Consider the following 21,109-nt stretch of genomic DNA (forward strand, 5'->3'; position numbering starts at 1 on the left):
TCCTCCATGGGGTGAGTGTTGAGAGGGGGGCTTCGCCCCTCTTTCATCAGCCTGGTCGGCCGGTCGAACCGGCTGATCAGGCTCGCTCGTCGAGATGCAGGCGAAAGGCGGCCGTAGCCGCCTTTCGCCTGCATCTCACTCGGTGTCCGGTCCCCAGAGCGCATTGCGTTCCGGATCCTCGATGCCGTCATAGTCGGGCGCCAACGCCTTGATCACCGCCCTGATCTCGCAGCCTCCTATCCTAGTGCGTCCCTGCGCCACGAGGATACTCACGGCCGTCTCGTTCGCCTCGATCGCCCGGATCGCATCCTCCATATCGTCATGAGGGCGGAGATTTTCGATGGCGATCACGTCGCCATCCTCGTCGTAGCCGCCGTGAAGATACATCGGTGCATCGGCCAGTCGCTTCGCAGCCCGCTCCGCTTCGTGGATGAGGCGGAAGCCCTCCTTCCGCTGCCTCCAGTATTTTGCGCTGCCGCCGTCGATAACGGTGATTTTCCGTTCTGTCATAGAAGCCTCCTTTTCGCTCTGACGAAAAGGTGACCGCATTGGCGACCCAAGCAGTCAAGGAGCGCGCAGCGACCGCCGGAGGCGGCGGGTGGGGGAGCCGAAATGCGTCAGCATTTTGATGATGTGGACGGCCCTCCGAGACCTCAGCGCAAAGGTGCTATTCTCAGTCGGCACAATTCGGACAAGGAACCACGTCATGGCTTTTGAGAAGATAAGTGTTATCGGCCTCGATCTGGCCAAGAATGTTTTCCAGCTACATGCTGTCGATGAAGCCGGCGATGTCATCATCCGTCGCCAGCTCCGCCGGAATCAGCTTCTACAATTCTTCGAGCACCTGCCCCGCTGCCTTGTCGGCATGGAAGCATGTTCGACGTCACACTATTGGGCACGTGAGCTCGTCCGCCTGGGCTTCGAGGTCAAGCTAATGCCGCCAGCTTATGTGAAGCCCTACGTCAAGCGCGGCAAGAATGATGCGGCGGATGCCGAGGCCATTTGCGAAGCCGTGACTCGTCCCACGATGCGTTTCGTTCCCGTGAAGAGCTGTGAGCGTCAGGCACTCCTGATGCAGCATAAGACGCGGGATCTGCTGGTGCGGCAGCGGACCGCTCTTATCAACGCCTTGCGTGGGCATCTCGCGGAATTCGGGATTGTCACGTCGCAAGGAAGATTAGGCTTGAGAGCGGCAATTGAAGCGCTGAGCGCTGCCCAGGAATTCCTTCCAGAGCCCTCCTGGCAACCGTTCGAACACATAAGGAAGCAATTGGAGGAGCTGACCCACAAGATCGCTGAACTCGATAGGATTATATTGCGGTGGTGCCGCAACGAAGCGGCTGCCCGGCGTTTGATGACCATTCCCGGCGTCGGTTTCCTAACGGCAGCGGCGATCGCAGCTTCGGTCGGTGACGCCACCGAGTTCAAATCTGGCCGTCAGTTCGCAGCCTGGCTTGGATTGACCCCACGACAAAACAGTAGCGGTGGGAAGGAGAGGCTTGGCCGGATAAGCAAACAAGGCGATCGCACGATCCGACGGTTGCTGGTAGTCGGCGCCACCGCCGTCGTGCGCAGAGCCCGTCTTGACGCTGCGTCATTTCCCTGGATCGCTCGCTTGTTAGATCGCAAGCCCGCCAAGCTGGTTTCGGTAGCGATCGCAAACAAAACCGCACGCATCGCGTGGGCAATACTCAGGCGGAGGGAAAACTATCGTTTTGCCACCGCCTGAAAAGATCCATTCGGCCCAAGTGTGGCCGGATGGAGGAGTGAAGGACTTAGTTTGATGGCGAACCGGTTAGACCGGGGACGGAGGAAAGCCGGGGTTCCCCCAGCGCCTCGAGCGCGACAATTTGATTGGCTCTCCGTCTGCGGATCTCATCAGGGCCAGTGGCGTTGATGCCACGATTATAGGCCGGACACATGACTGAACCTAATTGGTCGCTTACAAGCAAAAGTCTTGCATTCCACGGGCCGTCCACACATGGGGGAACCGCCCGTCCTTTACGGCGCAGGGGCGAATGCGACACTAGGAATTCAGAGTGAGAGATGAGCCCGCGGCCCCGATCAGGGGCCGCGACCGCATGGGCCGGGGAGGTTTGGAGGGGGTGGTCCACCCCCTTCATGGGTGGGGGTTTGAAGGGGGCGGGGCTGTGCCGTGCCCCCTCATGGGGGAGAGATTGAGAGGGGCCGGCCAGCCCCCCTCTCAAAGAAGCTCTGGCCGGTCAATCCGGTCGGAGCTTCTAGCCTGTACCCTGCAATTTAGAACAGGCGCAGTTGCCCATTCCTCTCAATGACCGGCGCGGATGTCGCTTGCTTCGGTGCGGCGGAACCACCCGCGACCACCGCAGCCCTGCGCGGCACAGCAACAGGAGGAGCCGCCTCCGGTTGCCCTTCCCCTGCCCCGGCGTTTTCTCTTGCGCGCCGCAACTTGGCAGACCACCCGCCCATGACATGGGCCATCGTGTGCCATTCCTCCCGAAACCGCATTGCCAGGCTGTCGCCCACGATGACGGTCGCCGGAATATGCAGGAGCGAAAACTGGATATAGGCCATGTGGACGGCGCGCGGGTCGATGTCCACGGCGGTCACATGGAGAAGCTGCTGGTAGTTGAAGCCCGCTTCAAGGATGGCCTCGGCAAGCGCAATGATCATCGCTCCGCTGCCAACGGCGGGTTCCTGCGCAAGCATGAAGCCGCGCTTGGCAATCGCCTGCTGCATATCCTCGGCCCCCCCGGCGATGATGCGGGCCATCAACTGGCAGATGGGATAGGGCGTGAAGAATTGCCCCCTCTCCTTGTTGTGCAATTCGAGGGCATGGAACGTCATGCCCAGGATGTCCTGCGGCTTTTCCTCCAGCGCCATGACCACCTCACCGAATATCTTCGAGAATGTCGCCATAGTTTCGCTCCCGTATTTTCGAGCGATTTCAAGATAACGCGCTTCGCGCTTCTCAAAATTCACCAGATCGACGGCATTGCTCATGGATATGGCGGAGCATTCGCACCAGTCGCCAAAGACGGTGTAGAGATCATGCTTATATCGGCAGGTTTCAAACAGCTTGACGATGGAATTGAGACGGGGGGAGGTCATAGGATCACCTGTCCGGGCCGGGCCGCAGGGCGCAGTTCGCCAATCGCCGGGGCGATCCCGGCGTCTCATCGCGGCTGGTTTTGGGAATTCAGCGGGGGGAACAGGCCGCGCCGGAGACTGGCGCGACCTGCCGCAACCGATTACTCGGCTGCTTCGGGGAACTGCTGGTGTTCGGCGTTCGGCTTGTCCTCGATGTCGAACGGGCAAACGCCGTCATCTTCGCCATCGGCCTCCGCCATCCGCTCGCGCTCCTGCTCGGCGGTGAGAGCAATCCGCACCGGCGCGGGCAGCCATCCGGTTCCGGTGATCTTCCGTTCGGCATATTCCACGGCTTTCGCCTTCTCCATGCCGGGAACGCCGAGCGCGAAATCCTCGCCAGCGGCTTCGGTGACCGCCTGCTTGATCCCCGCCTTGCTGATCCGGCCAAAGTAGTTTTCGCCGGTCGGTTCGTACCACTGCGTCATGTCGATCTTGAGGGCCTGTGCCAGCCGTTCGGCATGGGCGCGCTGCGACTTCCGCTCATAGTGCGGGTGTTGCACGGCATTGACGGACTTTGCCGCCGCATAGGCCAGGAGGTCGAGAAGCGTTGACGTCGGCTGCTCAAGGCACCATTCCAGAAGATCGCTCGGCTTGCCCGGAATGGTATGCCCGTAGTTTTCCTTGAGTTCGTCCAGCGCCACGATGCCCTTGCACTCCGCTGGATTGGCGATGCTGTTTTCCAGCCGTTCGCATTTCACCGTTACCTCAAGGGACGTGTACTCGTTGCCGCCGTAGTTGCCGAAGAGGTTCACCAGCATGGCATGCACCACGGCGGCGAGGGCAACGTCCGGATTATGCGCAAGCTCGGCCCGGATGGCGGCGGTCTTCTGCGCCGTAAGCTCCTGCACAAGCAGGGCGGGAATTTTGAACGTCGGTTCGGCGCGCTGTTCGGGCTGCTGCGCAACCGTCATCTCACCTGCTTCCGTCTCCTCGTTATCGCCTTCGGCGCTTTCGTCGCCGTCTTCCCCCTCGTCTCCGGCCTCGACTTCATCATCAGGCCGGACAAGACCGCGCTCGATTTCGACATTGCCGTAATAGTCCATCGTGACATAGCAACCGGCCTTGGCGATGTCCTCCGGGGCGTAGGCTTCCTGCGCCGTCGATAGAACCGCCAGCCTCGCCCGAATGGCTTCGATGCGCGGCTCGGCCCCGCCGTCGGCCACCCCTGCCTCGATCTGCTCCGCCAGCTCGTCATGTTCGTGTTCCAGCCGTTCCTCCTCGGCCTGTTCCTCGTCCGTCAACGGAACGTCGGTGGGATAAACCCGGTGCATGCGATGGGCTTCGTCCGGGATGACCGGCACGACCTCCACCCATTTCCAGCCTTCCCCGCGAACTGTTCCGGCCTCGGCTTCAAGCCGGTCGCCGACAAGCTTTTCGACAAGAGCGACGTCGAGCGCATAGCCGCCGTTCTGCTCATCGAAGAGATCGCGCTTGACGGCTCCACCAGCGGCTTCATAGGCGTCGAGCCCGCCGATGAATTTCATGCGCTTGTCCGTGGCCTTTACGGCTTCGCCTTGCAGGGCAGTACGAATGGCGCGGTGATCGCAATTCCACGATGGCAAACTATTCCAGACTTCCACCTGCCTTTCGTGATCGTCGGACACGGTGAAGGCCGAAAGCTGCTGGAAGCTGATATTCTCGTTGCGGTAAAGATCGAGCAGGGCAGGGGCGACACGGCCCAGGGCGAGGCGCTTGCGCACCATGACCTCGGTGGTGCCGAAACGGGCGGCGATATCCTCGACGGACTTCCCGGCGTCGGCCATGACGCGGAACGCCTCGTATTCATCGACCGGGTGCATGGCTTCCCGCTGCATGTTTTCGATGAGGCTGATTTCGGTCGCCTCGGCGGCGCTGCGCTCCTTGCATTCGACCGCGAAATCCTTCGCAATCTCGCCCAACTCCGCCAGAAGGTCGAGCGCGGCATGGCGCCGACCGCCGGCTGTCACAAAGAAGCGACCCCGTTTGTCACCTTTGCGGACGATGAGGTTCTGCAGAATGCGGTAGCCGTCACCGCGAATGGTCGCGGCCAACTCCTCGATGCCTTCCTTGCTATAGCTCTTGCGCACGTTCAGGGGGTCGCGGTCGAGCTTGTTCAGCGCCACCATGATGGTTTCGGTTCCTGCATTGATATCGGTCATTGTCGGTCTCCTTGGTTTCCCGTTTCCCGAAGGGGAAGCCCCCTTGGGCGAAGCCTCCCCGGTCTTTCCGGGGGAATGGCCTCTGACATTCCCCCGGACGGAGCGGGGAGGGCGAAAGCCCGCCCTGCGGCGACGGCCGGTCGGGTCAAGGGGTCGTGACGGGGAAAAAACGGAAGGTTCGGCCGCAGGCGGAAAGCCGTTTTTTTGCCGGCGCGACAAGCGGCTGTGCCGCGCCTGCCCCTTGATCCGAACGGCCGGCGCTGTCATGGGGCGGAAACAGAAATGCGGCCCGGCGGCGGGCCTCAGTGCCGGGGGCATAGCCACCGACTGGACAAGCGATCGTTACCGGGATCGGCGGAGACGGCCGCAGGCTGGCTCCGTGCTTCGCATAGAGCGCGGCCGACCGGAACGGGCGGTGGCCCCTCCCATCCACAATGCTCGATACGAGACAGATTGACTCCAAATCGGAATAAGAACAAATAAGGAACATAAACTCATTCCGAGCAATTATTCCTATATGCCTCACTGTGCATGGGTAGACTTTGCTCGCCCATATTTCCGGCGGAGCCGACCCTGCGATAACTTGACGATATCGAACAAATCATCTTGATTTCGTTGGTTTTACCTCGGTGGAGCAACAAGGGGGAGCGCGGTCGCCCGTTCGGTGTTGTGCCGTTTGCGAGAACCGGCCGCATAGCCGTCATGGTCTGTCCGAGGGACGCCAAAGCCGCCGGCGTCAAGAACGTAGTGTCGATCCATGAGGTCAAGCAGATTTGTCCCGACCGAAGCGTCGTGCCGCAAAAGCTGGACCTGTCGCAACTGTATCACGACGAGATCGCGGCAAAGGCAACCTACAAGAACGCGGCTGCTACGGCCAGACGCTTTCCATGGCGCAAATCGAGTGGCTTTGTGGGCGGGCGGGCGGGCGTAGCGCAGCGACGCCGCGCCGGGGGAGGGGCGCGTAGCGCGCGGGACGCGCCGCCGTGATGTGAAACGAGCAGGCGCTGTCCTCTGACGATGAAGAGCATCGGAGGTGGCATCGCGCCGCCCTTGGGCGGGATTTCGGGAATTCTCGTCGCGCGAGAGCGGACGGAGCGCAGCCGCAGGAGGCTCAGCATAGCGGCCCGCAGGGCGAGCCGGGACCGACTGCGCCCGCTCGCAGCGCTCCGCTTTTTCTTGGGCGGGCAGGGGTGTTCGAGGGGTGGGGCTTCGGGGCACCCCTCGCCTGTCCCGCGCCGCTCGATGCGGCAAGGGACAGGCAAACGGCGGAGACTGTAGAAGTCTGGCTCGGTGCTTCGCATAGAGCGCGCCCAACCGGAACGGGCAGTGGTCCACCAGGATACCGAAGAAAATCACCATCATGGAAAACCGCCCGTTTCCCACGAGGCTCCGGAAAACCCTACGGCGCTATTGGGGAGCGCGGGTTTCCTCCGCCTGCTCCGCTCGCCTGCGGCTCGCTGCGGCCGCGGCCGCGCCGTCCTCACGGCGCTGCGGCTGGAAAACGGGCATCATCATCGGGAAACAGGCAGAAAGAAAAGAGCGCGGACAAGCTGCTCTTTGATTTCCGGTAGCGGGAAACCATCACCACCAGCCAAGCTTACGGCCCGCCAAAAAGCCCGCCGCTGCCAAAAGAAAGGTCAAGAGAACGGCGGAGATGGCGAAGTAGCCCTCAGCACCAACGCTGATGCCGACGACTTCGAGATTGAGCTTGTTGAGGGGCTTCATCGTGTTGGTCCTTTCACCAAAAGAAAACGTGAAAGAACCGGACTGCTTGCTGCGCAAAATATCACACCACAGAGGCTCGCCAAGGGGGTGTGCGCGCTCGGCGCCGCAAATCGGTCTAGACCGGATAGCGTAAGTCTTTGGGTCAAAACGAATCTATTTTTAAGATTCGGCCCGTCCGCTTAAACTCATGTAGCTGCGCGGTCCGCCGAGAGGCGCAATCGACTCTAGCTAGCCCTGTACCAGAATCCGGAACCCCCCGCATCTAGCCAGGCATGGCCGATTTGCGAGGCTTGGGCGGGAAGGGGAGAGCGAGGGGAGGGGCGAGGGCTCCCCCCAATCGATGCGCGCCCGCTCGATGCGGGCGCCATCGGTCAAAAGCGGTCCTGCCCCTCCGAGATGATGGCGGGGCAGAGGGGAACTACAGGATGAAACCAAGTTTCTCGGCGATGGAAGGCTCATAGTCGTGACCCGCCTCCGCCAAAAGCGCAATCATGTCGGCGCGCTCAAGGCCGCGAACCACGTAGCCTTGCCGGCGCGCCGCCTCGATGACCCCTTCCAAGGTCGGGAATTCCTCCAAGAGCGTGCCGAGCCAGATTTCCGGCGAGCCGAAATCGTCGTCCGTGTCGAAGCCCTGAAGGAAAAAGGTGCGCAACGGCGGGTCGAATCCGATGACAGCCTCGTCGTCCGTTCTCTCGCCTTTCAGGAGGGTGATCGTATAGCGGCTCATTCGTAATCCTCGCTTTGCAAATTCCATTCGGTTTTCCACCTCGGATCGTCAAAGACAGGAACCTCGGCGCTGCCACTCTCGAATTTCTCGATGACGCTTTCGTGATCTTCCGCATTGACCTCCACGGTGATCCGGCGTTCGGTGCGGAATGTCTGGATAATGGTAACGGTCTGCTTACCCATGGGGGTTTTCCTTTCTCGCTTGGACCAGTGCCTAGAAGGCGAAGGCGGCTTGACCGCTTGCCTGCACATATGAGGCGCTATCGCCTGCTGCATAGCGCTCGCGCCCCAGCTCGGACCATTGAAGGAAACCGGCGCGGTCATGGCGAAACCAGCCATCCTCAATGCCGAAAATCATTCCCCATGCCACGGCCTCGGCCGACAGGCGGCCGGTATTGATCGGCCAATGCTCCGCGCCCTTTTCCTGACGGCAAAGGCTCGGGGCCGAGAAGGTGCGGATCGTCGCGCTGCGTTCGCCGGGTTCTTTCGAACCGACTGCATCCATGACCTTTCGGGCGTCTGGGACGGAGAGATAGTCGGATGCCTTCTTGTCCTCGTGATGGGAATAGCGGCATCCGAAGGCGACGGCCCGCATGATGCAGTCCCGCTCGGTAAATTCTCGCGTTTCCAGCAATTCGCGCCATTTCCCCGCCATGACCAGATCGACTGCATGCCACCAGCGGGCGGTCGGCGCAGTGGAATAGCCGTGACGGTTCGGCGCGCCGCTGCGCGCGATCTCGAAACCCAGCCGGGTCTCAACATGCCGAACGTAGGGATGATCGGCCAAGAGGGGATGGCGAAGGCCGAGGGTGCGCGGCTGATCGTCATCGGGGCGGCAAACCTCGATTGGAAAGCGGAACATGCGCGACGGCAGGCTCCACGGCGCTGGCATGTCGAAACTTTGCGGGACCGACAGGGAATTGTTGATGTCGAGAAGGGCGAGGTTGGGCGCGAAGCCCTTCTCCACCAGCGCAACGCCGAGCGTGTCGATGTTGGGGGCATCCATGATGATATCCTTGAAATTGTCGTCGAAGGTTTCCGAGTACGCCGAAGGGGAACGATCCCCCTCGGTCATCAGATGTTTCGGTCGCGCCATCAGTCCCACGGAATCACCGCCATCAGGTCTTCGTCGTCCTGACCGGGAAAGCGGCCAAGATTTGCATTGAGCCGCCCATGGCCGGTGTTCACGGAGAGGCTGAGATAGTCGCCGCCGGTCTGGTTCTTCTTCTGCCAGATGCCGCCGACTTCGATGCGCCGACCACGCGGGGACTTGGCAAAAAGGCGGTAGACCGGCGCTTTTGCGTTGGTGCTGGTGAAGGCCTCGCCGGTGATATCGAGGTCGTAAGAGATCGAGGCAATGTTGCCGCTGATCGTGTTGTCTTCGTTGATGCGGATGAAGTTTGCGAGTTCGGTCATGGTCTGTCTCCTGAGTTTACGTTTCCCGAAGGGGAAGCCCCCTTGGGCGAAGCCTCCCCGGTCTTTCCGGGGGAATGGCCTCTGACATTCCCCCGGACGGAGCGGGGAGGGCGAAAGCCCGCCCTGCGGCGACGGCCGGTCGGGTCAAGGGGTCGTGACGGGGAAAAAACGGAAGGTTCGGCCGCAGGCGGAAAGCCGTTTTTTTGCCGGCGCGACAAGCGGCTGTGCCGCGCCTGCCCCTTGATCCGAACGGCCGGCGCTGTCATGGGGCGGAAACAGAAATGCGGCCCGGCGACGGGCCTCAGTGCCGGGGGCATAGCCACCGACCGGACAAGCGATCGTCACCGGGATCGGCGGAGACGGCCGCAGGCTGGCTCCGTGCTTCGCATAGAGCGCGGCCGACCGGAACGGGCGGTGGCCCAACTAGCATTTCTGCGAGTTGCCGGCGACGATCCTGCAGCTAGGCTCCGATACGACAGGGATTCACCCTGAAGGAGGACTGCAATGGAGACGGCGCCAACCCTTATCCTCTATACCGTGACCGGCAAATCGCGCCCTGGTGAACATTGCTGGGACGACCCTTCCGTACCGCCCTATTTCTACGATGACAGGGACATGGCGAAACAGGCGTTGCTGGAATTGCGTGCTGATCTGCTCGCCGGTCGCGATCCCAACGATAGCCCGCTTTGCCTGGAAAGGATCGAAACCGTCCCGATGACGGCCGCGGCGGTCATGGCTTTGCTGAACGATGGTTTTGCCGCCATCGTCAAGGACCACGCGGTCATCGAGACGATCGGTGAGGGCTAGTTTCGCCCTACACAACGCATCCGACGCCGCCTGGTGCAGCGATTAGTTGACGAGCGTCGTTCTCGGCAGCACCCGTTTGGTCAATGGGCAACCATCCTGAATCCTGGTCCAGGACGAGACGTTCAGCTTCATCTCGCAGCGCGCGAGATAGGAGCCGCCGTCGACACGAAGGCAGGATGTCTCGCCGCGTTTGAACAAGACGCCGCGATTTCGGCATTTGCAGTTGTGGGCGATCAAGGCCATGATCAGGCCGGCTACGAGCACTTCAAGACGCATGGTCGAGGCTCCAAAAGATAGAGCGTAAGATTACGCCCGCTCAACGGCATCCGGACGGACCGCAACCGCCGCTGACCTATTCTCCGGCTCTCGACCATGACCAGGGCAGTTGGTGACTGCTTGCAGATTGATTGTAAAATGCCTATTTTACGAGAAATTACGGCGAAATCGCTGGTTCAAACGCATGGGCGACGGTCAGAACCGGTTGACGAGCGAGGCCCATGACACTATGTTGAGAGCTAACAACTAACCCAGCATCCTGAGAGACATGGGCTCCGGGCGGTTGGGGGAAAAAGCCGGCGCAAGCCGGTTTTTTTATGTCTTGGGGGCAAGGAGTGCCGGCGTTAAGAACACGCGTCTATATCGACGGCTACAATCTTTATTACGGCTGCCTGCGCAAGACGGCGTTCAAATGGCTTGACGTCCTGGGCCTGTTCGAGACGCAAATTCTGCCGACAATCCTCTATCGCGCGGCGCCGGAAGCCGATCCGGCAACAATGGCCCTGCATCCGGACTGCGCGATCAAGTATTTCACCGCCAAGATCATCGAGAGTGCTTCCAAGGGCGAGGATTCGGTCTCGTCGCAGGCCCACTATCACAATGCGCTGACGTCGCATTGCGGCGGCCGGCTTTCTTTCGTGATGGGTCACTATTCCCTCTACAAGGCCAACCAGCATATTGTTCCAGCCGACGACCCGAAACGGTGGCCGCGCGATTGCGACAAGATCCAGGTCTGGAAGCTGGAGGAGAAGCAGTCGGATGTGAATCTGGCGCTCCAGCTTTATGATGACGCCCTGAGCGGAGAGATCGACCAGGTGGTGCTCGTCACCAACGATACGGACCTTGCGCCGGCCCTGGAAATGCTGGAGGCGCGTTGCCCGCAAATTGTCCGCGGCCTGGTTATACCGACCCGCAAGGTTGGCGCTGGTGGCGACCTCGAGCGGGAAGCCAATGTCTCGCTGGCAAAGCTGGCCCATTGGGTCCGGCGGCATATCACGGAGGACGAACTGCGCGCGTCGCAACTGCCGGATGTCGTCCCTGGCCGACGCCGTGCGAGCATAAAGCCGCATTCATGGTATGCGAAGCCGCACCATCTCGCGACAATGCTGGACATGGCCCGCCCGGTGCTGCGCACCGATGGCGAAATCCTGAAATGGGCGCGCCAAGCAAACGCCCATCTCGGCGGTCGGCGGCCGATCGACCTGATTGAGACGGATGCTGGCGCGGTGGAAGTCTTCGACTACATCGACGCCTATATTCGCGGCCAGCTCGACAAGGTGGGCGATCGGGACGGTTTGTCCTCGAAATCCTAATAGGGGTCAGAACAAGAGCTGCTCGAAATCGTACGCTAAGCTTGAACGGAGCGGGAACGCTTGATTGACCGCATTTCAAAAAGGGCATCTATGACCGGACATTCTGGAACCTGATCGCCGGTGCATTGCGCCGCCATATTCGACATGGCCCGCTCCAGACGCCGCAGATCGGCGATTTTCTGACGGATATCTTTCAAATGTTCGATGGTGAGCGCATGGACCTCCCGGCAGGTGTAGGTATGCCCATCGACCAGGCGAAGCAGGCCGCGCAACTCGTCCAGGCTGAAGCCGAGTTCACGGCCGCGCCGCACGAAATGCAGCCGCCTTGCGTGTTCAGTTGTGTAGATACGATAACCCGCTGCGCTGCGGGCGGGCTTCGGCATGACGCCGATTTTCTCGTAATAGCGGATCGTCTCTATGTTGACGCCGCTGCGCTCGGACAGCACGCCGATCGAAAATTCATCATTCTGTGTCATCACATAGCTCGCACAAATCCGTGAAAATTTCTCGCTTGACCCTGTAGTCGCTACAGGCACTAGGGTCACGATAGATCAATTGCGGGAGCATGTGAACGATGATGCAGGATGAAACACGGACGCTGGCAAATACAGTCACAGAGCCAGCCGAAAAGGGTTTTGATCGGGCAGCATTGCTGTCGGTCGGCGGCATCGTTGCGGCACTGGGCGCAGCAACCTGTTGCGTGCTGCCCTTTGCCTTGTTCTTCGCTGGCATCAGCGGCGCGTGGATCGGCAATTTGACCGCGTTCGAACCCTACCAGCCTGTGTTTATCACGATCGCGCTCGCCTGCCTCGGCTACGGTTTCTATCTCGTCTATCGCAGGCCGAAGGCGGCTGAATGCGCCGAGGGTTCCTACTGCGCGCGTCCATCATCCCATCGGAACGCCAAGATCGGCCTTTGGGTCGCAACTGTCTTGATCATTATCGCCGTGGGCTTTCCCTACGCCGCCCGCCTTGTCCTCGATGCTTAATCCCAAGGAGAATCTCATGAAAATCCTGCCCCTCATTGCCCTTACTGCGTCCCTGCTGACGGGTGGTCACGCTTTTGCCGCCGAGCAGACCGTAACCTTGAATGTTGCCAATGCCACCTGCGAACTCTGCGGCCCGATTGTGAAGCGGGCGCTCAGCAACGTTCCAGGCGTGCTCGATGTTGATGTATCGGAGGCGACCGGCGCGGCGATCGCGAAGGTGCGCTTTGACGACAGCCAGACGAATGTCGCCGCGCTGATCACCGCAACCACCAATGCTGGCTATCCGTCCGGCGTTTCGCAGTAAGGAGGTTCAGCATGACAGATGGAAAGTTCATCGGCCTTGGCGAAGTCGGGTTTCTCGCCGTCATCTGTTGCGCCGCGCCATTTCTTTTGGTCGCCGCTGGCTCTTTTGGCTTTTCCGCATGGTTCGCAGCGGCCGGCTATGTGCTGATCCCGATCGCTCTCGCCGCGATTGGGGCGTCCGCACTTTATCTTTACCGGCGTCGGCGTTCCGCCTCATCAGCGGATGCCAATTGCTGCTCGATGAATAACAAGACAACAAAGGTGAATTGAATGTGTGAAGCTTGCGACGTTCCAACTTCCAACAAAGGCAACGGCCGTTATGATCTTGTGGTCGTCGGAGCTGGCTCGGCCGGTTTCTCCGCCGCGATCACGGCCGCCGAACTAGGCGCCCAAGTGGCTCTTGTCGGGCATGGCACGATCGGCGGTACATGCGTCAACATCGGCTGCGTGCCCTCGAAAGCCCTGATCCGGGCCACGGAGGCTGTACGTCACGCCAACGATGCGGCTGCCCGGTTTGATGGGATCGAAAGCGGCGCGCGCGTGGTTGATTGGGCCGCTCAGATCGCCCAGAAAGACGCTTTGGTTGCCGGTCTGCGACAGGCGAAATACGCTGATCTGCTGCCGGAGTACAACAATGTGGTCTACCACGAAGGTCCGGCCCGCCTCGTTGACGGCGGTGTCCAGGTCGCGGGCCAGCACATCGGCTCCGAGCGAATTATCATCACCACCGGTGCGCGTCCGGCGTTGCCGGGGATTCCGGGGATCGCTGACGTATCGCCGCTCGACAGCACGACAGCGCTCGCCCTGACCGAGCTGCCACGCTCGATGATAGTGCTTGGCGGCGGCTACATCGGCGTGGAGCTTGCCCAGACTTTCGCACGGGCCGGTGTCGAAGTGACACTCGTGTTCCGCAGCCGGCTTCTGCCGGAGGCTGAACCCGAAATCGGCGCTGCGCTTGCCACCTATCTGGCCGATGAGGGGATTAAAATCGTCAGCGGCATTACCTACGAGTCCGCCCGCAAGACCGATGATGGTGGTGTTGCCCTCGCCATCGCGCGGGACGGACGTCCGGAAATCTTGACTGCCGAGCGGATTCTTGTGGCGACGGGACGCCGCTCGAACACTGAAGCCCTTGGGCTTGCTGAAACCGGTATAGACCTGACACCGGCCGGGGCCATCATCGTTGATGATCGCATGCGCACCTCGAAGGCGGGCGTCTATGCCGCCGGCGATGTAACCGGAAAAGATCAGTTCGTCTACATGGCCGCCTATGGCGCAAAGCTCGCCGCCAAGAACGCATTGAACGGCAACAGCCTGAGTTACGACAACACCGCAATGCCCGCCGTGGTCTTTACCGATCCGCAGGTGGCGAGCGTCGGCATGACCGAAGCGCAGGCGCGGGCTGCCGGACATTCGGTTCGCACCTCCGTCCTTTCCCTCGACAATGTGCCGCGGGCGCTGGCGGCGCGCGACACGCGCGGCCTGATCAAGCTGGTCGCCGACGGGTCAACCCGGAAACTCCTTGGCGCTCACATCCTTGCACCAGAGGGTGCTGACAGCATTCAGACGGCAGCCTTGGCCATCCGCTGCGGCCTGACGATCGATGATCTCTCGGAGACGATCTTTCCATATCTGACGACTGTCGAAGGTTTGAAGCTTGCGGCTCAGACCTTCGACAGGGATGTGAAAAAACTGTCCTGCTGCGCGGGGTGAGGCGAAAGGGAAACGGGTGCCTACTCAAGTCACGGCTTAAACGGAGCGGTCGCCCTCGATCCTGACACGCATGATGGTCTGGCGGCTGGTGTCAAATTTTCTGGCGAGTGCGGAAACGCTCATCCCGCCCGCCAAATCCGAGAGAACATCCAATTTCTGCTTCTCATTGAGCCGAGCGGGACGGCCGAGGGTCTTGCCTTCCGACTTGGCTCGTTTGAGGCCCGACTGCGTGCGTTCGATCAGCAGATCACGCTCGAACTGAGCGACGGCATTGATGACGCTCATCGTCATCTTCCCGGCGGAACTCGCCAGATCGACGCCGCCGAGGGCCAGACAATGGACCCGCACGCCCAGCTCCTCCAGTTTCCTGACCGTCGTACTGACATCGATCGCATCTCGGCCGAGCCGATCGAGCTTGGTGACGATGAGCACGTCCCCGGCTTCGAGTTTATCCATCAGTCGCGAGAAACCCCGGCGCTGCGCAATGGCGACGCTGCCCGAGATGGTCTCGGTGACTATACGGCGTGGCTCGACGTGGAAGCCGGCCGCTTCGATTTCCTGAATCTGGTTTTCGGTGGTCTGTCCGGTCGTGGAGACACGGACATAGGCAAAGGTGCGTGGCATAAGGTTCAATTTCGTCCGAATAGGTTGTCCGAAAGGTGATGCCTGTCCACAAATAAGTCAAGATAATTTGTGGACAGGGTGATTTAGGCCTGTACGCAAACGACCGTTTCCGGACATGCCCGGAACCATCGACGCAAGTTTGTATGGAGTAAAAAATGGCGCGGCGGAAGTTTCTCAAAATTCAGGATCAACAGGAGCTGTTCGGCGTACCGACCGATGAGGATAGTCTGATCCGTCACTACACTCTATCTCCATCGGACCGGCTGGAGATCGAAGTCCGCAGGCGAAAACATAACCAGCTCGGCTTTGCTGTCCAGCTTTGCATGATGCGGCATCCGGGCCGGGCTCTCATGGTGCACGAAATTCCGCCGAGGGCGATGCTCAATTATATAGCCGAACAATTGGATGCTGATCCGGAGAGTTTCCGTTCCTATGCCAGGCGGGAGGAAACTCGCCGCGAGCATATCGCGCATTTGCTTTCCTATTTTGGAAAACGAACAGCAACAGCACAGGACCGGCGCGCCGCCTTACTATCCGCCGTCGAAACGGCGACCGCAACGGACAAGGGCCATTCTATTGCCCAAGCTATTGTCACCACGCTGCGGGAGCGGAAGGTGTTACTTCCCGCACCTGACACAATAGAGCGGATCGGCTTTGCCGGCCGCGTAATAGCCCGCCGTCGCGCCGAGGCTGCCCTGATATCGGGCCTTTCAGCCGAAAAGCTCCAATCCCTCGATGATCTTTTGACGGTTGATCCCGAGATACGACAGACGCGATTCCATTGGCTGCGATCTGCGCCAGATGCTCCGGGAGCAACCAACCTGGTCACGCTGACCGACAGGATCGCTTTCATCCGCGCGCTCGATATCGATCCCCGACTACAAGCCCGCATCCACTCCGGTCGCTGGGAGCAGATGGTCCGGGAGGGCGATGTGACACCGGCATGGCTTGCCGCCGACTTCAACGCCAGTCGGCGGCGCGCGACGATCATCGCGCAGATCATCAAGCTTGGGCAAAAGCTCACCGACGCCGCAGTCACCATGTTCATCAAGCTGATCGGCAGGCTGTTTTCGCAGGCGAATAACCGCAAGAAGCAGCGCCATGTGAACACCCGGATGGAGACGGCTAAGGCACTACGGCTGTTTCTCGACACGATATCGGCTCTTCAGTGCGCCAATGACAATGATGAAGATGCAATTGAAACGCTCGACCGCCACGTCGGCTGGCATCGCTTGGTGCAGGCAAAGCCGACGCTTGCGGCGATGGTGGAAGACAATGACGCCTCACCCTTGCTTATTGCAGCTGAGCAATATGCCAATGTTCGCAATTATGCAGGCCGGTTCCTCCTGACCTTCACATTCCATTCAAGTCGTCGGTATGATCCTTTGCTGGCAGCGATCGAAACACTCAGATCCCTTTACGCGGAAGGAAGGCGCGTGCTTCCCGAACGTGTCCCGATCGCTCATCTCGGCGCGGCGGAGCGTAAACTGATCTTCGGGCAGGCAAAGGCCGATCGCCGTCTCTATGAGATTGCAACACTGGCAGCGTTGCGCGAGCGGCTTCGTTCGGCCGACATCTGGGTCGAAGGCAGCAGGGCGTTCCGGCCGATAAATGAAAATTTCATGCCCCGCCCTACTTTTACCAAGCTGAAGGAAACTGACCAGCTTGGGCTCGGTGTGCAGCGCGACGGGGTGGCTTGGCTCACCGAAATGCAACAATTGCTGGACTTCAATCTGAAACGTCTCGCCCATCGCGCCCGCAACGGCAAACTTGAAGGCGTCCGTCTCGATGCCGGAACCCTGATTGTAACACCGCTGGCGAGCGAAGTGCCCGCTGCAGCCGATGAACTAAATATCGAAGCGAAATGTATCCGCTTGTCGAAGTGCCGGATCTCTTAAGAGACGTGCATGAGTGGACCGGCTTTGCCGACCAGTTCACCCATGTTCGAACGGGCGATTCACCGCAAAACATTCCGGCCATGCTCGCCGGCACGCTCGCGGACGCCACCAATCTTGGCCCGAAACGTATGGCCGGAGCCTCCAAGGGGATCAGCGCCCATCAGATCGGATGGATGCGCATGTTCCATGCCCGCACGGAAACCTATCGCGCAGCGCAGGCATGTGTGACCGACGCCCATGCGCGTCATCCCCACGCCCAGCTCTGGGGAACAGGGACGACCGCATCATCTGATGGTCAGTTCTTCCGGGCCAGTGATCGTGCCGCCAAACGCGGTGATATCAACCTGCATTATGGCAGCGAGCCAGGCTCGAAATTTTACAGCCACCTTTCCGATCAGTACGGCTATTTCAGCATTCTGCCGATCAGCCCGACCGAGAGCGAGGCAGCCTATGTTCTCGACGGCCTGTTCGACCACGACACCATCCTGGAGATCGAGGAGCACTTTACCGATACCGGAGGTGCGAGCGATCATGTATTTGCCCTCTTCACTCTGATCGGAAAGCGTTTTGCGCCTCGGCTGCGCAATCTCAAGGACCGGAAGTTCCATACTTTCGAAAAGGCCGACTCATATCCAGCACTGGCCAACCATATCGGCGCGCCGATCAATACCGCCCTCATTCTGGAACACTGGGATGACCTTCTCCATCTGGCGGCATCAATCACGACACGCTCTGTTGCGCCCTCAATGATCCTCAAAAAGCTGGCGGCATCCTCGAAACCGAGCCAGTTGGCGAAAGCCCTGCGTGAGCTCGGGCGCATCGAGCGATCCCTGTTTATGATCGAATGGTATTCCAACCCGGCACTTCGCCGGCGATGTCAAGCCGGTCTTAACAAAGGAGAATCCGCCCACAAGCTCAAGCGGGCCGTTTTCTTCCATGAGCGCGGCGAAATCCGCGACCGATCGTTCGAAAGTCAGGCATTCCGTGCCTCGGGCCTCAACCTTGTCGTCAGCGCCATCGTCCACTGGAATACCGTTTATCTCAGCCGTGCCGTAGCCCATCTGCGTCAAAGTGGTCGAACTATCCCCGACATATTGCTCAAGCATGTCTCGCCACTCAGCTGGGAGCACATAAATCTCACCGGCATCTATTCCTGGGACACCGAGCAGCAGATGCCCGAAGGCTTCAGGCCATTGCGACTTCCTGGAAGAATCCTCCGCGCTGCATGACGTTCCCGCTCCGTTCGGTCTTAGCGTACGATTTCGAGCAGCTCTTGTTCTGACCCCTAATAGCTATGGGCGGGAAGGGAGTTCGAGGGGCGGGGCTTTGGGGCGCCCTTCGTCCTGGACCGCGCCGCTCGATGCGGCGAGGGGCAGGCACACGGCCACCGGAGCTGACCGAACTCGCGGTTTCGCAAATGCAAAGGGACGCCCGACCTTACGGCCAGGCGTCCCTTCAGCAACAATAGATGCGATGCTTACGCCTTCAGCGCGGCCATCCTTTCTCCGAGCAGCCACAGGGCCTTGTTGAGCTTGATATCCTGATCGATGCCGTTGACGGTGCGGATTCCGGGAATTAACCGGACGGTGTTCCGATCAAAAACCGGACGCCATTCCGACATGAAGCCGGACGCGATTCCGATAAATAACCGGACAGTTTAGGCGGTCCACCGATGCCTTTGGGTCAGCAACCTTGGCATGTGTTTCCTCGTGACGAACGAGGAGATGCTGATGCCGGCGAAGAGAAGGCTGACCATGAGACAACTACGACAAATGCTTCGGCTTTGCTCGGACGACGTGAGCGTGCGCGATATTGCCATGATGCTGGGGCTTGCCCGCAGCACGGTGCAGGATAACCTTGAGCGTGCGAGAGCGGCCGGACTGAGCTGGCCCTTGTCCGGAGACCTGACGGACGACGTCATCGAGCGCCGGCTATTCTCCCGACAGGGCGTCAAGCAGGGCCTGCGCCGGCGGGTGGAACCCGATTGGAGCGCGCTGGCGGTCGAGCTGAAGAAGCCGGCCGTGACCCTACAGATCCTTTGGGAGGAATATCGCGCGATTCATCCTGATGGCTACGGCTACAGCCGGTTCTGCGAGCTGTTCCGCAGTTTCGAGCAGCGGCTTTCGCCCACGATGCGCCAGGAACATGTTGCCGGCGACAAGGTGTTCGTCGACTATTCCGGCAAGACGCTGCCGATCGTCGACGGCAAGACCGGCGAGATCCGCGAGGCGGAGATCTTCCTCGGCGTGCTGGGTGCGTCGAGCTACACCTTCGCGGAGGTAACCTGGAGCCAGGCCCTGCCGGACTGGATCGGCTCGCATGTGCGCATGTTCCGCTTCTTCGGCGGCGTCCCGCGGCTCCTCGTTCCCGACAATCTGAAGTCCGGCGTGAACAAGGCCAGCTTCTACGATCCCGAGATCAACCGCACCTACGGCATGATGGCGGCGCATTATGGCGTCGGCGTTCTGCCTGCCCGCCCGAAGCGCCCCAAAGACAAGGCAAAGGTCGAAAGTGGCGTGCGTTTCGCCCAAACCTGCATTCTCGGCCGCTTGCGCAACCAGACCTTCTTCTCGCTGGCCGAGGCCAATGCCGCCATCGTCGGAGCCGTCGAGCGGATCAACACCCATGTCATGCGCCGGCTCGGCCAAAGCCGCCGGGACATGTTCGAGGCGATGGAGCGCACCGCGCTGGCAGCACTTCCGGCGCAGGATTACGAGTTCGCCGAATGGCGTCTGGCGCGGGTCTCGACGGACTACCATGTCGAGTTCGAGCGTTACTTCTATTCCGTGCCCCACCATCTTATCCGCCAGCAGGTGGATGTCAGGGCCACGAGCCGCACCATCGAGATATTCCTCAAAGGCCAGCGGATTGCGGCTCATCAGCGCCGATACGGCGGTTCACGCTTCGGGACCGATCCGGATCACATGCCCAGTTCGCATCGCCGATATGCCGAATGGTCGCCGGAACGCTTCCGACGCTGGGCCGCATCGATCGGCCCGCACACCGAGGGCCTGATCGTCGCGATCCTTGCCAGCCGGCCGCATCCAGAACAGGGGTTCCGAACCTGCCTCGGGGTTCTCGGGCTCTACCGCGCCATCAGCGCCGCCCAGGCCGAGGCCGTCTCGGCCCGCGCCGTCGAGATCGGCGGGCTGACCTGCAAAAGCATCGGCGCGCTCATCAAAAGCTACAAAACACCCCGCCATTCCGCTGAACCGGCCGCCGTCGGCGAACACGCCAATCTTCGCGGCCCCGGCTACTTTCACTAAGGAGACAATCGACCATGCTGACCAATCCCACCCTCGACACCCTGCGCGCCCTCGGCCTTTCCGGTATGGCGTCCGCTTTCCAGGAACTCGATCAGCAGCCGGAGGCCCAAAGCCTCCAGCATGGAGAGTGGCTCACCCTTCTGCTCGAGCGGGAGATGACGACGCGCCGCCAGAAGCGCTTCGAGGCCAGGGCGCGCGCCGCAAAATTGCGCCATGACGCCCAGGTCGAGAACATCGACTTCCGCGCTGCCCGCGGCCTCGACCGCAATCTCTTCCTCAAGCTGTCCGGTTGCGACTGGATCAGGCAGCACCATAGCCTGCTCCTCATCGGGCCGGCCGGCGTCGGGAAGAGTTGGCTGGCCTGTGCTCTCGGGCATAAGGCCTGCCGCGAGGATCTTTCCGTCGCCTACCACCGCGTTCCCCGGCTCTTCGCCGCCCTCGCGCTGGCCCGCGGGGACGGACGATACACCAGACTGATCAAGTCGCTGGCCAGAACCGATCTGCTCATCCTCGATGACTGGGGGCCGGAGAAGCTCAACGACGAACAGCGCCGTGATCTTCTGGAGATCGTCGAGGATCGATACGAGCGGCGCTCAACCATCATCACCAGCCAGATTCCCGTCGACCACTGGTATGACATGATCGGCAACGCCACCATCGCCGACGCCATTCTCGACCGCCTCGTGCACAATGCCTATCGCATCGAATTATCTGGGGAGAGCCTGCGCAAACAGCGCGCCGTGTCCATATCCGACACAACCGTCGCTTGACCCACCACTGCCTCAAC

Annotated in this window: 22 protein-coding genes and 1 pseudogene; 11 read left to right on the plus strand and 12 right to left on the minus strand. The window is 60.7% G+C overall.

Annotated elements, in window-relative coordinates; genetic code table 11:
• Positions 1-135 precede the first annotated feature (135 nt).
• The gene (locus shn_RS31905; RefSeq protein ID WP_064334495.1) at positions 136-510 is read right to left on the minus strand and encodes a hypothetical protein; all 375 of its coding nucleotides are present in this window, start codon (positions 508-510) and stop codon (positions 136-138) included.
• A gap of 196 nt (positions 511-706) precedes the next feature.
• On the opposite strand from shn_RS31905, the gene shn_RS31910 reads away from it, so the two are divergent.
• On the plus strand, positions 707-1,729 hold the full coding sequence (locus shn_RS31910; RefSeq protein ID WP_050746837.1) for an IS110 family transposase: 1,023 nt from the start codon (positions 707-709) through the stop codon (positions 1,727-1,729).
• 530 nt (positions 1,730-2,259) lie between these two features.
• Here the strand turns inward: shn_RS31910 and shn_RS31915 are convergent.
• Together shn_RS31915 and shn_RS31920 are read right to left on the minus strand one after the other, a co-directional pair.
• Entirely contained in the window at positions 2,260-3,090 is an 831-nt protein-coding gene (locus shn_RS31915; RefSeq protein ID WP_050746826.1) for an N-6 DNA methylase, read from the minus strand.
• Positions 3,091-3,230: 140 nt separating this feature from the next.
• The gene (locus shn_RS31920) at positions 3,231-5,534 is read right to left on the minus strand and encodes a ParB N-terminal domain-containing protein (RefSeq protein ID WP_245337542.1); all 2,304 of its coding nucleotides are present in this window, start codon (positions 5,532-5,534) and stop codon (positions 3,231-3,233) included.
• Between the two features lie 435 nt (positions 5,535-5,969).
• Here shn_RS31920 and shn_RS37680 point away from each other — a divergent pair, with 435 nt between their 5' ends.
• Positions 5,970-6,254 (plus strand): hypothetical protein, encoded by a 285-nt coding sequence (locus shn_RS37680; protein WP_064334497.1) that lies wholly within the window; start codon positions 5,970-5,972, stop codon positions 6,252-6,254.
• 594 nt (positions 6,255-6,848) lie between these two features.
• Here shn_RS37680 and shn_RS36690 read toward each other — a convergent pair.
• The 5 genes from shn_RS36690 to shn_RS31945 form a co-directional block, all read right to left on the minus strand.
• The gene (locus shn_RS36690) at positions 6,849-6,992 is read right to left on the minus strand and encodes a hypothetical protein (RefSeq protein ID WP_168169011.1); all 144 of its coding nucleotides are present in this window, start codon (positions 6,990-6,992) and stop codon (positions 6,849-6,851) included.
• 418 nt (positions 6,993-7,410) lie between these two features.
• On the minus strand, positions 7,411-7,719 hold the full coding sequence (locus shn_RS31930; protein ID WP_064334498.1) for a hypothetical protein: 309 nt from the start codon (positions 7,717-7,719) through the stop codon (positions 7,411-7,413).
• The gene (locus shn_RS31935) at positions 7,716-7,901 is read right to left on the minus strand and encodes a hypothetical protein (RefSeq protein ID WP_064334499.1); all 186 of its coding nucleotides are present in this window, start codon (positions 7,899-7,901) and stop codon (positions 7,716-7,718) included. The genes shn_RS31930 and shn_RS31935 overlap by 4 nt, the downstream gene beginning before the upstream one ends.
• A 31-nt stretch (positions 7,902-7,932) precedes the next feature.
• The gene (locus shn_RS31940; protein WP_064334532.1) at positions 7,933-8,724 is read right to left on the minus strand and encodes a hypothetical protein; all 792 of its coding nucleotides are present in this window, start codon (positions 8,722-8,724) and stop codon (positions 7,933-7,935) included.
• Positions 8,725-8,813: 89 nt separating this feature from the next.
• Positions 8,814-9,134 carry a DUF736 family protein gene (locus shn_RS31945; protein WP_064334500.1) on the minus strand — a complete coding sequence of 107 codons (321 nt, stop codon included), beginning with the start codon at positions 9,132-9,134 and terminating at the stop codon, positions 8,814-8,816.
• Positions 9,135-9,638: 504 nt separating this feature from the next.
• On the opposite strand from shn_RS31945, the gene shn_RS31950 reads away from it, so the two are divergent.
• Entirely contained in the window at positions 9,639-9,941 is a 303-nt protein-coding gene (locus shn_RS31950) for a hypothetical protein (RefSeq protein WP_064334501.1), read from the plus strand.
• Between the two features lie 42 nt (positions 9,942-9,983).
• Here shn_RS31950 and shn_RS31955 read toward each other — a convergent pair whose 3' ends face one another.
• Entirely contained in the window at positions 9,984-10,217 is a 234-nt protein-coding gene (locus shn_RS31955) for a hypothetical protein (RefSeq protein ID WP_064334502.1), read from the minus strand.
• 335 nt (positions 10,218-10,552) lie between these two features.
• Between shn_RS31955 and shn_RS31960 the strand changes: the two genes are divergently transcribed.
• Entirely contained in the window at positions 10,553-11,530 is a 978-nt protein-coding gene (locus tag shn_RS31960; protein WP_305849014.1) for an antitoxin Xre/MbcA/ParS toxin-binding domain-containing protein, read from the plus strand.
• A 35-nt stretch (positions 11,531-11,565) separates the two neighbouring features.
• Here shn_RS31960 and shn_RS31965 read toward each other — a convergent pair whose 3' ends face one another.
• Positions 11,566-12,006: a helix-turn-helix domain-containing protein gene (locus tag shn_RS31965; RefSeq protein WP_023517540.1), complete on the minus strand. Its 441-nt coding sequence runs from the start codon at positions 12,004-12,006 to the stop codon at positions 11,566-11,568.
• Between the two features lie 98 nt (positions 12,007-12,104).
• Between shn_RS31965 and shn_RS31970 the strand changes: the two genes are divergently transcribed.
• From shn_RS31970 to merA, 4 genes are read left to right on the plus strand one after another with little or no spacing between them, the layout of a single operon-like run.
• The gene (locus shn_RS31970) at positions 12,105-12,518 is read left to right on the plus strand and encodes a mercuric transporter MerT family protein (RefSeq protein ID WP_003501072.1); all 414 of its coding nucleotides are present in this window, start codon (positions 12,105-12,107) and stop codon (positions 12,516-12,518) included.
• Between the two features lie 16 nt (positions 12,519-12,534).
• Positions 12,535-12,822 carry a cation transporter gene (locus shn_RS31975; protein ID WP_010661778.1) on the plus strand — a complete coding sequence of 96 codons (288 nt, stop codon included), beginning with the start codon at positions 12,535-12,537 and terminating at the stop codon, positions 12,820-12,822.
• Between the two features lie 11 nt (positions 12,823-12,833).
• Positions 12,834-13,091, plus strand: a complete 258-nt coding sequence (locus tag shn_RS35485; RefSeq protein WP_023517539.1) for a hypothetical protein — start codon at positions 12,834-12,836, stop codon at positions 13,089-13,091.
• Complete coding sequence (gene merA, locus shn_RS31980; protein WP_003501078.1) at positions 13,092-14,534, plus strand: mercury(II) reductase; 1,443 nt, start codon at positions 13,092-13,094, stop codon at positions 14,532-14,534.
• Positions 14,535-14,570: 36 nt separating this feature from the next.
• Here the strand turns inward: merA and shn_RS31985 are convergent, their stop codons facing one another.
• Entirely contained in the window at positions 14,571-15,158 is a 588-nt protein-coding gene (locus tag shn_RS31985) for a recombinase family protein (RefSeq protein WP_003501080.1), read from the minus strand.
• A gap of 155 nt (positions 15,159-15,313) precedes the next feature.
• Here shn_RS31985 and shn_RS31990 point away from each other — a divergent pair.
• Positions 15,314-18,285 (plus strand): annotated as a pseudogene (locus shn_RS31990) (Tn3 family transposase).
• A gap of 248 nt (positions 18,286-18,533) precedes the next feature.
• Here shn_RS31990 and shn_RS36695 read toward each other — a convergent pair.
• Entirely contained in the window at positions 18,534-18,677 is a 144-nt protein-coding gene (locus tag shn_RS36695; protein ID WP_168169012.1) for a hypothetical protein, read from the minus strand.
• A 133-nt stretch (positions 18,678-18,810) separates the two neighbouring features.
• On the opposite strand from shn_RS36695, the gene istA reads away from it, so the two are divergent.
• Positions 18,811-20,322, plus strand: coding sequence for an IS21 family transposase (istA, locus tag shn_RS31995; RefSeq protein ID WP_371328596.1), 1,512 nt, complete (start codon positions 18,811-18,813; stop codon positions 20,320-20,322).
• 14 nt (positions 20,323-20,336) lie between these two features.
• Entirely contained in the window at positions 20,337-21,092 is a 756-nt protein-coding gene (gene istB, locus shn_RS32000) for an IS21-like element helper ATPase IstB (protein ID WP_035089229.1), read from the plus strand.
• The last annotated feature ends 17 nt before the right edge of the window (positions 21,093-21,109 follow it).

This window comes from Shinella sp. HZN7, from assembly GCF_001652565.1.
In the GTDB taxonomy this organism is placed as follows: domain Bacteria; phylum Pseudomonadota; class Alphaproteobacteria; order Rhizobiales; family Rhizobiaceae; genus Shinella; species Shinella granuli.